This is a genomic window from Nostoc sp. (genome assembly GCF_054880495.1).
Map to the genome: position 1 here is coordinate 1 of NZ_JBTYKD010000284.1, position 13,552 is coordinate 13,552.

General features: G+C 43.6%; 11 protein-coding genes. 3 read left to right on the forward strand and 8 right to left on the reverse strand.

Features of this window, described 5'->3' with window-relative positions; translation table 11 throughout:
- Positions 1 to 157: 157 nt before the first annotated feature.
- The 3 genes from hpnH to ACYTXL_RS24940 form a co-directional block, all read right to left on the reverse strand.
- Positions 158 to 1,177, reverse strand: a complete 1,020-nt coding sequence (gene hpnH, locus ACYTXL_RS24930) for an adenosyl-hopene transferase HpnH (RefSeq protein WP_334909022.1) — start codon at positions 1,175 to 1,177, stop codon at positions 158 to 160.
- Positions 1,178 to 1,372: 195 nt separating this feature from the next.
- The gene (hpnA, locus tag ACYTXL_RS24935) at positions 1,373 to 2,356 is read right to left on the reverse strand and encodes a hopanoid-associated sugar epimerase (protein WP_461921652.1); all 984 of its coding nucleotides are present in this window, start codon (positions 2,354 to 2,356) and stop codon (positions 1,373 to 1,375) included.
- Positions 2,356 to 5,007, reverse strand: coding sequence for an efflux RND transporter permease subunit (locus ACYTXL_RS24940; RefSeq protein ID WP_461921653.1), 2,652 nt, complete (start codon positions 5,005 to 5,007; stop codon positions 2,356 to 2,358). Before ACYTXL_RS24940 ends, hpnA begins: the two co-directional genes overlap by 1 nt.
- A gap of 263 nt (positions 5,008 to 5,270) precedes the next feature.
- Here ACYTXL_RS24940 and ACYTXL_RS24945 point away from each other — a divergent pair, with 263 nt between their 5' ends.
- Positions 5,271 to 5,960: a 5'-methylthioadenosine/S-adenosylhomocysteine nucleosidase family protein gene (locus ACYTXL_RS24945; protein ID WP_461921654.1), complete on the forward strand. Its 690-nt coding sequence runs from the start codon at positions 5,271 to 5,273 to the stop codon at positions 5,958 to 5,960.
- 723 nt (positions 5,961 to 6,683) lie between these two features.
- Here the strand turns inward: ACYTXL_RS24945 and ACYTXL_RS24950 are convergent.
- Entirely contained in the window at positions 6,684 to 7,028 is a 345-nt protein-coding gene (locus ACYTXL_RS24950) for a hypothetical protein (RefSeq protein WP_461921659.1), read from the reverse strand.
- On the opposite strand from ACYTXL_RS24950, the gene ACYTXL_RS24955 reads away from it, so the two are divergent.
- Both ACYTXL_RS24955 and ACYTXL_RS24960 read left to right on the forward strand, forming a co-directional pair.
- A complete protein-coding gene (locus tag ACYTXL_RS24955) occupies positions 6,921 to 8,633 on the forward strand; it encodes a putative bifunctional diguanylate cyclase/phosphodiesterase (protein ID WP_461921655.1) in 1,713 nt (570 codons plus the stop codon). The genes ACYTXL_RS24950 and ACYTXL_RS24955 overlap by 108 nt on opposite strands.
- A gap of 256 nt (positions 8,634 to 8,889) precedes the next feature.
- The gene (locus ACYTXL_RS24960; protein ID WP_461921656.1) at positions 8,890 to 10,014 is read left to right on the forward strand and encodes a site-2 protease family protein; all 1,125 of its coding nucleotides are present in this window, start codon (positions 8,890 to 8,892) and stop codon (positions 10,012 to 10,014) included.
- Positions 10,015 to 10,208: 194 nt separating this feature from the next.
- Here the strand turns inward: ACYTXL_RS24960 and nagA are convergent, their stop codons facing one another.
- The 4 genes from nagA to ACYTXL_RS24980 all read right to left on the reverse strand — a co-directional run bounded on the left by nagA (position 10,209) and on the right by ACYTXL_RS24980 (position 13,433).
- On the reverse strand, positions 10,209 to 11,378 hold the full coding sequence (nagA, locus tag ACYTXL_RS24965) for an N-acetylglucosamine-6-phosphate deacetylase (RefSeq protein ID WP_461921657.1): 1,170 nt from the start codon (positions 11,376 to 11,378) through the stop codon (positions 10,209 to 10,211).
- Between the two features lie 88 nt (positions 11,379 to 11,466).
- The gene (locus tag ACYTXL_RS24970) at positions 11,467 to 12,237 is read right to left on the reverse strand and encodes an RNA-guided endonuclease TnpB family protein (protein ID WP_461921658.1); all 771 of its coding nucleotides are present in this window, start codon (positions 12,235 to 12,237) and stop codon (positions 11,467 to 11,469) included.
- A gap of 123 nt (positions 12,238 to 12,360) precedes the next feature.
- Complete coding sequence (locus ACYTXL_RS24975) at positions 12,361 to 12,954, reverse strand: nuclease/transposase family protein (RefSeq protein WP_461927057.1); 594 nt, start codon at positions 12,952 to 12,954, stop codon at positions 12,361 to 12,363.
- Positions 12,954 to 13,433 carry a hypothetical protein gene (locus ACYTXL_RS24980; protein ID WP_461927058.1) on the reverse strand — a complete coding sequence of 160 codons (480 nt, stop codon included), beginning with the start codon at positions 13,431 to 13,433 and terminating at the stop codon, positions 12,954 to 12,956. Before ACYTXL_RS24980 ends, ACYTXL_RS24975 begins: the two co-directional genes overlap by 1 nt.
- Positions 13,434 to 13,552 lie beyond the last annotated feature (119 nt).

Consider the following 13,552-nt stretch of genomic DNA (forward strand, 5'->3'; position numbering starts at 1 on the left):
CACGAGAGCCTTTGGTTACTGGGCTCTCGTGTCGCCCACCCCACAATAAATAGTTGGATATTTTTCTATTTGGAAGTCTCTAATCAAAATTTCAAGGGCGCGTAGGGGTAGCCCAACCCAGGCATCGCAACCTTGAAGATGTAGCATTTACTACTTACTAGTTCCTGCCAAACACACTGCCAAGGGCACGCGCCATATTTTGCGGTTGCATTGCATCCATTGCGGCGGTGGGTTCGTAGCCGCAGTGAACCATACAATCAGCACACTTGGGATTACCACTCTTCTGGCCATATTGACTCCAGTCAGTTTGTGCCAGTAATTCCTTGAAGGTAGAGTAATAACCTTCGTTCAGCAGATAACAAGGTTTTTGCCAACCGAGAACGCTATAACTAGGGCTACCCCAAGGCGTACATTCGTAGTCTTTCTCACCAGTGAGAAAATCTAAGAATAGCGGATTGTGATTGAAGTTCCAGTTTTTTTCACCAGCTTTCAAGGGAGCCAGAATTTCCCGGAAGAGGGCGCGGGTTTGTTCACGGTGGAGAAAATGATCTTGATCTGGTGCCCACTCGTAACTGTAGCCGGGAGAAATCATCATCCCGTCAGTATTTAGTGTTTCCACAAAGTCGAAAAACTCTTGCATATCTTTGGGTTGGGTACCCTCAAAGATAGTGGTGTTAGTGGTGACACGAAAGCCTTTAGCTTTAGCGGCGCGAATCGCTTTCACAGCAATATCAAAAACACCTTTGCGATCAACACACTGATCGTGCAACTCCCGCATCCCATCTAAATGCACGCTAAAAGTCAGGTAAGGGGAAGGTTGAAACTTATCCAGACTCTTTTCTAACAACAAACCATTGGTACACAAGTAAATATATTTCTTGCGCTCAATTAATCCCCGAACGATTTCATCAATCTGGGGATGCAGCAAAGGTTCTCCCCCAGGAATTGAGACAACGGGTGCGCCGCACTCTTCCACTGCGGTAAAGCACTGTTCTGGGGTGAGATTTTGCTTTAATATCTCCGTTGGATGTTGGATTTTACCACAACCAGTACAGGCTAGATTACACCGAAAAAGAGGTTCCAACATCAATACTAAGGGGAAGCGTTTACGTCCTTTCAAACGCTGCGTAACAAGATACTTCCCAATATCCATAGCTTGTTGTATATTAACTGCCATTGTTGCGATCGCTCCTCTTTAAGATATAAAAACACCACAGGAAAAGGCAAAACGTTAGTCATCGTACAGTAGCACAGCTAAGTAGAGCATTTCCAGAATTAGTAGCTTTTTTAAACGCAGAGGGAAGCGCAGAGGGGAGGCAACGCGTTGCGGGGGTTTCAAGAGTTGTAGCGACTGCCGTCACGCTGAGTTTTGCTATTTGACGTAACCCTGAGCAACAAACCAATCCACAGCATCCTTGAGTGCCGCATTCAGCGAAGATTGAGGTAGACCCAATTCTCGTACAGCTTTGGCGGCATTGTAATACATAGGTTGTTTTGCCATCCGAACGCCATCCAATGGCACTGAGGGCAATTTTCCCAGGGGCGCGAGAATCTTTTCATCAACCCAAGCAACACTAAGGGGCAACCAAGCCGGTACAGTTCCTTGAGGTGCTGAGAGACCTGTAATATCAGCGAGTTCTTCGAGTAGTTGCTTGAGAGTAAGGTTTTGGTGTCCTAAGATATAGCGATCGCCTGATTTACCCCGTTGCAAAGCCAGTAAATGCCCCCATGCTACATCCCGCACATCGATAAAATTTAGACCAGTATCTAAGTAAAAGGGCATTTGCCGTCGTAAAAACCGTAAGATTATATCACCTGTCGGGGTAGGTTTGATATCCAACGAACCAATCGGACTGCTGGGGTTAACAATAACTACTTCCTGACCTCTAGCAACGGCTTGCATGGCTTCTTGTTCAGCCAGAAACTTAGACTTTTTGTAGTCACCCACCAACTTTTCTAAAGGACTCTGATGTGTTTCATCGACGACTTGACCAGATGATCCTACCCCAATTGCCGCAACTGAACTGGTGTAGACAGTGCGCTCAATGTTAGCCTGGCAAGCTGCTGCCAACACATTGCGCGTACCCAGGACATTGTGACGCTGGAGTAATTCTCGGTCTGTTTGCCACAGGGAATAATGGGCTGCTACATGAAATAGGTATTGACAACCAAGCATTTGTTGCCAGAGATTTGGTGAATTTAAATCACCTTTGACAATTTCCACCTCTAAACCGCGAAGATTCTCCAAATTGCTGCTTGAGCGTACCAGTGCTTTAACTGTGTAACCCTGTTGCAGCAACAACCGGATTAAATGGGCACCAATAAAACCTGTACCCCCGGTGACAAAAACTTGCATCAAGCTGTCCCTCTCTTCTGAAATCGGGGAAACCAATCATCCAAAATGGTGTATACTACTGGCACGACAATTAAACTCAGGATAGTTGAAGTTACTAGTCCACCAGCGATCGCTATAGCCATAGGCGATCGCAACTCCGAACCAGCACCCAAACCCAATGCGATCGGTAGCATCCCTAAGATATTAGAGGCAGTAGTCATTATAATTGGTCTGAGGCGCACTAGTCCGGTGTTGAGGATAGCCTCGGTGCGGTCTACACCAGCATTGCGTAACTGGTTGATGAAATCCACAAGCAAGATGGCATTTTTATTTGCCAGCCCCAGCAAAAAGACGAAACCGATTAGTGAAATCATCCCAAAGTCGCTTTTGGTGATTAGTAGCGCCAACATTGCCCCCACCAGTGCCAAAGGCAAAGAGACACCAATAACCAGAGGGTCTACCCAGCTTTTAAACAACAAAATTAGTACCACAACAATACATAGGGCAGATAAAACTAAAGTAGTTCCGAAACTGCCAAACACTTCACCTTGACGGGCAGAGTCTCCCCCTAAATTTAAGGAAACATCAGAGGGTAATACCGCTTTTGCTTCAGCTACTACTTTGTCAGTGGCATCACCCAAGGACAGATTCTTCCCAAGATTAGCACTAATGTAGGCCACGCGCTGATTATTCAGACGCTCGATCTGAAAAACCGTACCCTGCGGATTCGTTTCACCTGTAATTGTGACATCAGCGAATCCCGGTAGTCTCTGAATCCTTTCTTTAATCGCTTTGACTGCTTTGCTCAAAGCTTGGAGATTATTACCTTGTAATGCTAATTGCAGAGGTTTTTGACCACCAGAATCGACAAATTGAATATCTTCAACACTAGTAGTTACTCCAGAAAGAGCAGGTAATGAGGAGCGAAATTGGTCTTGTAGTTCCGCAGTTGTAATTGTTCGGTTTTCCTTTAACTTTATATATAGTGTCCCTTTGTTCGGCTCACCCTCACGAGAACCAACAGTGGTAAATACCGTTTCAACTGCCGATGATTTTCTCACAACCTCTTCTAGTTTCTTCGCAACCTCAAGAGAATCATTTAAAGGATTGGGAATATCACCCCCTTGTCCCCCTCTGCCAAAATCAGGGATACTCGGCAAAGGAGCCGTATAAGCAATATTGAATTCGCCGCGATCGAGTTTGGGAATAAATCCTTTGGGAATTAGTGGAATCAGTGCTATACCTGCGATGAAGCTGAGAACAGCTAACCCGATAACTATCTTGCGATGATTTAAAGACCAAGTCAGCAAATTTCTGTAAGATTGGGTAAACGCTACCCAGATATTTGCTTCCCGATGTGGGGAGAGCGAGGATTTAGGTTTCAGCCAGTAGATAGCCAGAACTGGAGATAAAGTTCGAGCAACTAGCATAGAAGCAAGCATCGCGGCTGAAACAGTGATGCCGAAAGGCTTGAAGAACTGACCGATTACCCCACCCATCAAACCAATGGGCAAAAAAACCGCAACTGCTGTCAAGGTGGCGGCGGTAACTGTCAACCCAATCTCATTTGTAGCTAAAAGCGCCGCTTGGCGAGGAGTTTCTCCATCTTCAACGTGTCGCATGATGTTTTCTACATCCACGATCGCATCATCAACAATACTCCCAATCACCAAAGCTAAAGCCAGCAGGGTAATCGTCTCCAGGTTAAAGCCGAAAATCGCCATAACGATAAATGTCGCCAACAAAGACGTCGGAATCGCCAAGGCAGAGATGAGAGTTGCCCGCCAATTCCACAAAAAAGGAAAAATTACTAATATTGACAAGACGACGGCTTCCAGCAAAGCATCGATTGTTGACTGGGTGGCGTGGCGGATATATTCTGCTTGAGTGGCAGCTAAAGTCAGCTTGACATCTTTCAGGGTAGAGCGTAGCCTTTGAACTTCTTTTTCAACTTGACTCACTACTTCTAAGGTGTTAGCACTACCGCGTTTGATTACCTGAAATGCCAGTGCATCTTGACCATTAAACCGTACTAATGTCGCCCCACCTTGGGGGATAGCCGCTACACTCGCATTCGTTGGATTTAGTGGAGGAGTTGCAGTAGCAGCGCCCAGCAGTGAGACTTTCAGGACTCCTGGAAGTTTAGCGATCGCACTGACAATCTCATTTTGCGCCAACTTCGTCAAATCTGTGAGATTCCGCGTGGCACTCTCAATGGCATAGCTAATGGCGGCTGACTCGTTTAGATTCAGGGGAATAATTTTGTCAGTCGCTCCCTGAGGCAAAGTCAACTGCTTGAGGGCAGTTTCAACTTTTTTGGTCGATGTTTCTAAATTCGTCCCAACGACAAAAGAAAGGCTAACAGCAGTTTGTCCCGGATAGGTGGATGAGCGGATATCATCCAGTCCTTCTAAGGATCGGAGGCGTTCTTCTAGGGGTTGGGTGAGCTTCGCTTCTGTATCCAGGGCAGTTGTCAAAGGAGCTGTAGCATTCACAACCACCACTGGGAAAGTAATATCTGGAAACAAGGCATACTTAAGGGAACTGAAAGCCAGAACACCAGCTACGGTTACGGCAATCCAAAAACTCACTGTCAGCCACGAAAATTTAATCGCCCATTTGGAAATATTGAAGAGTTCTCGTGCGGATTTGGAGTTATGAAGCTTTACCATGTTGGAAAATTATCGTGTGGGTGACACAATTATTTAGTCATGCTACAGCAATCGGCTTGGGTTTGCGAGTTTTGGGTATCACAAAACGGCAACATTACTTATTGTCACTCAGATATGACCCAATCTTTAATTCAAAAGGAAACTAGGACTTACGCAAAACTACACGCGGTAGGGGCAATTGATAAATTGCCCCTACCTAAAAATCAGGATTTCAGCTATTGTTTGCGTAAGTCCTGGAAACTTCAAAACTGTCGAGAGGGCTAGTGCCTAATTTTTTGCCCATCAACACAATTCTGGTGCCTCAGGGAGCAGAATATAAAGCTGTATGTCGCGCCTTTCGCGGCGTTACTGGCTCGATCCCAACAGTAGTAGCCATACCGGTTGGGATGAAGCCTTTACTCAAATATCTGCACACATCCCCAGCCAATGCACAATTTCTCGCTCCCAAATCCAGAGTGCTGATTATGGGTATATGTGGCAGCTTGAGCGATCGCTACAAAATTGGTGATCTTGTACTGTATCAAGATTGTCTTTATCAGGGTAAGCAGCAAGAATGCGATCGCACTTTCACAGCCCAATTACACTCTTCATTATCACAAAAAGTATCTCTAGTCAAGGCATTGACAAGCGATCGCCTCATTTGGTCTGCTGCCGAAAAACGCCGTTTGGGTGAGACTTTAGCGGCTGATGTTGTGGATATGGAAGGATTTACCGCCTTAGAGTTTTTCAATGCAGCTGGGGTCGAGGTGGCAATACTGCGAGTAGTCAGCGACGATTGTCAGCATAATATCCCCGATCTCACACCAGCAATTAACTCTGATGGCTCTCTAAACCCTTTGCCTTTAGCGATCGGAATGCTTCGACAACCCCTTGCTGCTACTCGGCTAATCCGAGGTTCATTAACAGCATTAAAGGTGTTAGAGCAAGTTACAAATCTGCTCTTTTCTGGCTAGAGGCTGAAATATATTGTTGCGTCTTTACAGTAAGTAGGAAGGCACAATTAAATATAAGATAAAACCTCACCCTCAATCCCTCTCCGTGAGTTCGGAGAGGGAAGCCAGAGGCAGATTAAAGTTTTATATTTAATTTGACCCACTTACTTAATAGGACTTACGCAAACAATAGCTGAAAAGAATGATTTTTTCTTAAGGGCAATACCTTTCTCCTGCAAAGATGCGAACGGGAAGCCTTGGGCTACATGAATTGCCTCTACAGCGCGCGTAGTTTTGCGTAAGTCCTAAGGGACTTCCAACAAATAAATTACCCAATCTTGTGGGATGGGCATCTTGCCCGTCCTTGGTGATTAGCAGGCAAGATGCCCGCACCACAAGAAATTTTTGGATATTTTTTTATTTGGAAGTCCCTAAGTAACTTTCTGGTAACGCCGGAGGAGAGCAGGCGGTTAGAAACCTTATCTACATAAGGCTTTAACAAAGTATGTTCAGTTTAATTCCTCTGCCTCTACAGGCGTCAAAACGTGATGCCTAATTGAAATCCCCGTCACAAAACTTAATTAGGTTAGCGAGTCCGCAAGCGTCATTACGAATTATTTTAATCACTCTCTGGGTTTCAAAATTTGTGAAATCGAACTACAGATAAACACTGATACTTACCCGGATTTATCCGTACTTTTTTAGCCTCTTCTAAGTGATTAAACGGCTATGTTCTCTTCTAGATCAAACTGTGAAGTAACAATAAATACATTTAAATTTTAGTTCGGGAATTGCTTCTGCAATAGGCTTTACAGAAACTTTATCATTAGAGATATCGAGTATAAACTGATATGGGGAAGCATAATATATAACCAAATCAGTGTTGGGTTCAATGAGAGCTAATTCCACTGGATTATGAATCAAAAATACTCTTTTGTCAGGATGGCTCGGAACTAATTTGCCAACTATCGAACAGAATTTATGAAGCTCAATCACAATCTCTACGTGTACTGGTTCCTTGCTAATTTCGGATGGCTCAAGAAAAGTTACACTGCTAAAATCATGTTGGTGGCATTTTTGGGTACTCATGTACCACTTCTGACCTTATTCTTGAGTTTCGTGATCTCAAACTCCTATTCATTGGAGATGACGATCAGAGTTATGATCATTGCTTCGTTGGCGACGTTAGCGGGTACGGCCGCCACCCTCTACGCGCTAAACCACCTGCTCAAACCCGTTATTTTGACATTTGCTGCATTACAAAATTATCTGAACACCAAAATCCTACCTGAATTGCCCACAGAATTCGTTGATGAAGCGGGTACATTAATGGCGGATACCTCACAAACCCTTCACAAATTAGATCAGTTAATTCACTACATTACTAATTATGATGATCTAACTGGATTGCCCAATCGTGATTTATTCCGCGATCGCCTCCATCAAACTCTATCTCAACCTGAAAACAACCAGCGTCTTGTCGCTGTCTTTTTGCTGGCTATTGATGATTTCACTGCCATAAGTCATGGGTTAGAGCATCAGACAACAGATTTGTTGTTAAGAGCAGTTGCCCAGAGGTTATCAACCTGTATAGCGCAAACAGATATTCTTGCCCATTTAAGTAAAGATGAATTTGTCCTTGCCCGCATAGGCATTGTTTCTTTTGAAAGTATGATTCAGCTATCTCAGCTGCTGTTAAGTACGCTGAGAAAACCCTTTTCTTTAGAGGGTAACTCGATTCATATCACCGCCAGCATCGGCATCACAATTAGTGGACTAGATGATCGTAATAGCGTAGCTCAACTCTTGCAACAGGCTCACATGGCACTGCACCAGGCGAAGCAGCAAGGGCGTAACCAATACCAATATTATTTGCTCGAAATTAATACTCAGTTGCAGGAGCGACTAACTTTAGAAAATCAATTACATGGGGCGCTTGAGCGCAACGAAATGCTGGTTTATTATCAAGTTCTGATTGATTTACGCAGTGGGCAAGTTACAGCGATGGAAGCGTTGGTTCGCTGGCAGCATCCTACTTTAGGTTTGATTTCTCCAGCAAAGTTTATTCCCATTGCCGAAGCCAATGGTTTGATTGTACCAATTGATCAATGGGTCTTGCGAACTGCTTGTGCCCAAAACCGTGCTTGGCAGCTTGCTGGATTTACTCCAATTCGGATATCTGTAAATCTGTCAGCTCGACAGTTTGAACAACCGAATCTAGTTGAGATCGTCAGCCAAATCCTTGAGGAAACTGGACTCAAAGCATCTTACCTGGAACTGGAAGTGACAGAAAGCTTCTTGATGGGTGATATTGATCGATCAGTTAAAATCTTAAAACAATTACGAGAACTGGGTATATGGTTGGCTCTAGACGACTTCGGCACCGGTTATTCCTCCCTTAATTACTTGAAGCGCTTTCCTGTGAACATGCTCAAGATTGATCGGTCATTTATTCAGGATGTGATGTCAAATCCTGATAGCGCCGCTATCACCGATGCGATCATTGCCCTCGCAAAAAGCCTCCGATTAAAAATCACGGCAGAGGGTGTGGAAACCCAAGAACAGCTTGAGTACCTGCAAATGCGTGGATGTCACGAAGGTCAGGGTTTCTACTTCAGTCGTCCTCTACCTGCTGATATAATTGCCCCAATGTTGGAGAAAAGTTTTCAGCGTCTGGAGATAATTGCAGCATAGACGCATACCTAAACCAAAAAATCACCCTCCCCTGATAGCGTTTCACCTCGTTTTACCTCGTTCCCAGTCTCAGACTGGGAATGCCTCTGATTGAGGCTGCCGCCTCTCTTACTCACGGCAGCAGCCAATAACCGCACCTTTACGGACGGACACCACTACCGTTATCAAGATTAAAACCTCTTAACATTTCGTTACACTAAAGACATCGAGAAGGACTAAAGCAAACCTCTCGAAGCTGAAATCGAAGGTGAACGACATGAATGGCACAATTGGCGTTGGTAATCTCTTCGGAATTCCCTTCTATATCCATCCGTCGTGGTTTTTAGTTCTGGGCTTAGTAACTTGGAGCTATAGCAGTGGACTGGCGGCGCAATTTCCCCAATTGTCTGCGGGATTAACTTTGCTACTAGGGCTGATGACAGCACTGATGTTATTTGCCTCTGTCGTCGCCCATGAATTAGGCCACAGCTTTGTTGCGATTCGTCAGGGAATTGATGTCAAATCGATCACACTGTTTATATTTGGCGGTTTGGCTAGCTTAGAAAAAGAGTCGAAAACCCCAGGTGGAGCTTTCTGGGTAGCGATCGCCGGGCCAATAGTTAGTTTACTACTCTGCGGTATCGTTACAGTTATTGGTGTTACTACTGGTGCATCAGGGCCGTTAGCTGCAATTCTTGGTGTTCTAGCTTCTGTTAACTTGGCATTAGCCCTGTTTAACCTGATTCCTGGCTTGCCCTTAGATGGCGGAAATATACTGAAAGCCATAGTTTGGAAAATTACAGGTAATCCTTATAAAGGTGTCACCTTTGCGAGTCGAGTTGGGCAAATCTTTGGTTGGCTAGCAATTCTTTCAGGTATACTTCCGCTACTATTATTTGGCAGCTTCGGTAACTTCTGGAACTTGTTAGTTGGCTTCTTCTTGTTGCAAAATGCTGGTAATGCGGCTCAATTTGCCAGAGTGCAAGAAAAGCTCACAGGTTTGACAGCCGAGGATGCTGTAACTCATGATAGCCCGATTGTATCTGCTAATCTTAGCTTAAGAGAGTTTGCCGATGAGCGAGTCATAAGTGGGCAAAACTGGCATCGGTTTTTAGTGACTGATGATCATGGACAATTAGTAGGTGCGATGTCTGTTGATAATTTACGAACCATCCCTACAGCACTGTGGTCAGAAACTCCAATCAAAGAAGTTATGCGACCACTTACCGAATCTACCACAGTCCAATCCGATCAACCTCTGCTGGAAGTCATGCAGTTACTCGAACAACAAAAGCTGTCTGTCCTCCCCGTAATTCGTGAGAATGGCGTCCTAGTTGGAATCTTAGAAAAAGCTGCAATTATCCAGCTACTTCAAAGCCGAACCCAACCTAACCCTGCATAGTTCAATTAGGAGAACCAACTGCCAACACAAGTCTTTGTTGACGCAATTTACGGTTTATCCAATAGCCTAAAGAAACCTCACCCTGGTTCTGCTACGCAAAACCTGTCCCTCTCCGTGAGTTCGGAGAGGGATGTCCGTTAGGACAGGGTGAGCACCGTAGACAAGGGAAGTCATTCATGTCTCAAGCCGACATTTCAGCCTACACTCAATAATCGTTGCCAAGTTAATTCTTTTGTAGTCTGATCCCAATGCCAGCGTAATAAATTAGCGGGTTGACTCTTGGCAATTCCTGGTAAACCAATCGCTTGTCTAGGTGCATTAGTAGCTAAAGCGATCGCACTTTCTACCTCACAAATTCCCCACTTTACCAAATTTTGCACTCCCACCAACAACGGTAAAGTCGTCCCCGACAAGGTTCCATCCGCCAATTGTGCCGTACCGTTTTTAACTTCAATTTCCCGACTATCCCAAGGATACACGCCATCGGGTAGCCCCATAGGTGCAAGGGCATCGCTAACAAGAAACAGCCCTTTTTCTTGATAGCTAGCCCGAAGTAAAATTTGCAGCATTGTGGGCGAAACGTGTTTACCATCAGCAATAAAACCACACATCACATCAGGATGAGTAATTGCTGCCCCTAATAATCCTGGTTCGCGGTGATGTAATGCTGGCATGGCATTGAAAGCATGAGTTACCATCGTTGCACCGAGTTCAAACGCATGTTGCGCTTGGGCAGATGTTGTTTGAGAATGCCCTAAACTGATAATAATCCCCAGAGAACGCAAATATGGAATTACTTCACCAGTGAAATCTAACTCCGGTGCTAAGGTGATGACTTTCACAACATGAGCATAATTACCCAAAACCCGCTTTACTTCGTCAATTGTTAAGGGTAACAGGTACTCTGCTGGGTGTGCGCCGCGCTTTTGGAAATTCAAAAATGGGCCTTCTAGATGTACTCCGAGAATCTTGGCACCTGCTTGTTGACTGGGGATAATATCAGCAATAATCGCAAGCGATCGCTGAATATTTTCGACTGAAGTTGTCACAAGTGTCGGTAAAAATCCATCTACCCCGACATCCCACAAAAATTGCCTTATTTTCTGGAGTATATGGGCATTTTCAGCCGTCAAATCAGGAAATGCCAATCCCAAAGCCCCGTTAATTTGCAAATCAACGCCACCTAGAGAAATCCAGTCACCTGCTACATCTGTTACGGATGCACGGCTGTGTACTCCTACTCTACCCATTGTCAAAATTTGCTCAATTATGCCCTGTTGATTAATCAAGAGCATCTGCAAATCCTTGTACCCTGGTACTCTAGCATTGATAATGTCTACAGGATTTTGTGTTGCTTGGGTCATGACACTGGCGAGAAGATTAGCTAAATCTGATTTTATATGCAACCAATATCAATGAATCAATATAAAGCAACGCCAATAGTTGACACTCTCAGCCCTGAAGGGTCTGAGATTCTACAGACAGAGTAAACTTAGGCAGTGTCCAAAGTCTAACTCTCGTTGCGGCCGTCAAACACCGTCTACCCAGTAAGCCTAAGTCTATGCTTAGATTGCTGGCTACTTTTCGTAAAATATTCGCGCTCCCGTTCAAATCGGCGTTTAGAATTGAACCATTTGCTGACCGATATAAACCACGCTCAATTCGCTTTCCAGATGCTTTCCACCCAATAGGTTTTTCACCATATTTGGGTAGGGAGTCTCCATCTAAAAAGCTCGACTTGCTCGTATAGGCTTCCTCTGTTTCAATAAATCTAATGCCGTGCAATTGACAGAGTTGTTTTAATCGGTCTTTGAGTTTACCCAAAGGCATTTGAACAAACTTCTGATTGTTCACTCTACCCATGTTGGCGGATTCCTTAAAGCCTTCGTTCCATCCGATTACTAAAGTACCTATGCCATATTTAAGGCAATGGTCAATAATTAATTTTGCTGCTTTGTTAATGCCGTCCCGCATTTGATGGTTGCGTTTACGGGTTACACGGTCTAACCAGTTATCCCAATAAGATTCTGGTTTGTCTTCTTTTCGTGTCGATACTTTTTTATTCCATAACTGATTCATCGCCTTCATTGCACGAGCATCAATCAGCAAGGAATTACCCAATGTATCTACACAAGCGGCTAAGTTATCAGCAGTTCCAAGGTCAATAGACAATGCCTGATTTATATCTAAATTGTGTTTTTGCTTCTCCACCTCATAGGATATCTCAACTTATATCTTGCACCTCTAAGTAAAAATCCAGACAAAGTAATAAGATGCGCGATAAAGCTACCTAAATTTTATTGGCTTTTATCGCTAAAACAAGGGCTTTAGATAAATACTGAGTAATTAAAGTACATCAATTTTTCTTGGTGCAAGATGTGAGTCAAGGTAAAAAGCACCATTCTTAGGTAGAATCGTAAACTCTTTTACTTTTGAATAGTCAATATTTGATGGCATTGGCAGGAAGAACTCAGACCGACCAAACCATCGTCTAACTGTTAGCCCCAAAGAAAATCTAAGTTGTCCATTAACGATAACTGGTTTTTGCCCTCCTGAGTTAGGATACGCAACTTTGAAAAGCTTAGAACCCTGGAGGTAGTTAGGCGGCTTTGGTTTAAAATGTAACTCACCTTTGAAATACAAATCTCTCAGTTCTTTGAAAGACTTAAACGCCTCTGTAACTGACATTAAAGTTTGTTGCATTGGTGCAGAAGGCAGGGATTGAGCAAGTATTGACTTAGAAATTGATGGTTCAAAAGCTAAGTCAAATTTGCCACGCAACAGCTTATTTGTCTTAAAAAAAGTTTGACGTGCAAAGTAAACTCCGGTGTTATAAAGCTTGCCTGACTGCTCACACAGATATTGAAGAATAGCTTTTGTCTCTTGGTTTGAATTTAACAAGACTTGCTGCACACCCATCAGTTTTTTAGCTTTAGGCATTACAACCATCCTTGATTATTATAAATATGCAAACCTTTACCACTATAACTGTCTACAGCTTTAATTGCACTAAATTCCACAGATACATTATCTCGTTTGAATCCTTGCCAATTACATTTTCTGAGTGGCTCAAAAACGTCTTCACACATCGGTTCATCAAGTTTATGCCATTCCTCCCATTCGTCAATTTCAAAATCACAATCAGGATTACCGTCAGGAGATGTAATTGAAATTTTAAATATATAGGTTGCATTCCAACTGCCTTCATCCCAATCATCGCAACTGACCATTTCGGGGTCGAAATCCCAGGGTTCTAAAATCCAAGTTGGATCAAGATTAGTAACTTCTTTCTCCAATAAAGGAAAATATTGCATCAAATCAGAATAAAGGTTTTTTAACTGCTGTTTTGCAACTTGGACGGCTTCTTCTTCTTTGTCTACTGTTAGTGGAATTTCTTTGAATAGATAAATGTAAGCCATTATTTTTTGCTTTTTAGTTGACTCTATATAGCAATCCTAAATCATTTGTGAAAATCAATCATACATAAATATTTTCGGAAAATTAAAGATTTCATGGTGAACAGCGAGTTCAAATAAAC

Excerpts from the sequence above, each read along its gene's own strand:
- hpnH (WP_334909022.1), bottom strand. The coding sequence starts at position 1,177 with ATGGCAGTTAATATACAACAAGCTATGGATATTGGGAAGTATCTTGTT.
- hpnA (WP_461921652.1), bottom strand. The coding sequence starts at position 2,356 with ATGCAAGTTTTTGTCACCGGGGGTACAGGTTTTATTGGTGCCCATTTA.
- ACYTXL_RS24940 (WP_461921653.1), bottom strand. The coding sequence starts at position 5,007 with ATGGTAAAGCTTCATAACTCCAAATCCGCACGAGAACTCTTCAATATT.
- ACYTXL_RS24955 (WP_461921655.1), top strand. The coding sequence starts at position 6,921 with ATGAAGCTCAATCACAATCTCTACGTGTACTGGTTCCTTGCTAATTTC.
- ACYTXL_RS24950 (WP_461921659.1), bottom strand. The coding sequence starts at position 7,028 with ATGAGTACCCAAAAATGCCACCAACATGATTTTAGCAGTGTAACTTTT.
- ACYTXL_RS24960 (WP_461921656.1), top strand. The coding sequence starts at position 8,890 with ATGAATGGCACAATTGGCGTTGGTAATCTCTTCGGAATTCCCTTCTAT.
- nagA (WP_461921657.1), bottom strand. The coding sequence starts at position 11,378 with ATGACCCAAGCAACACAAAATCCTGTAGACATTATCAATGCTAGAGTA.
- ACYTXL_RS24975 (WP_461927057.1), bottom strand. The coding sequence starts at position 12,954 with ATGCCTAAAGCTAAAAAACTGATGGGTGTGCAGCAAGTCTTGTTAAAT.
- ACYTXL_RS24980 (WP_461927058.1), bottom strand. The coding sequence starts at position 13,433 with ATGGCTTACATTTATCTATTCAAAGAAATTCCACTAACAGTAGACAAA.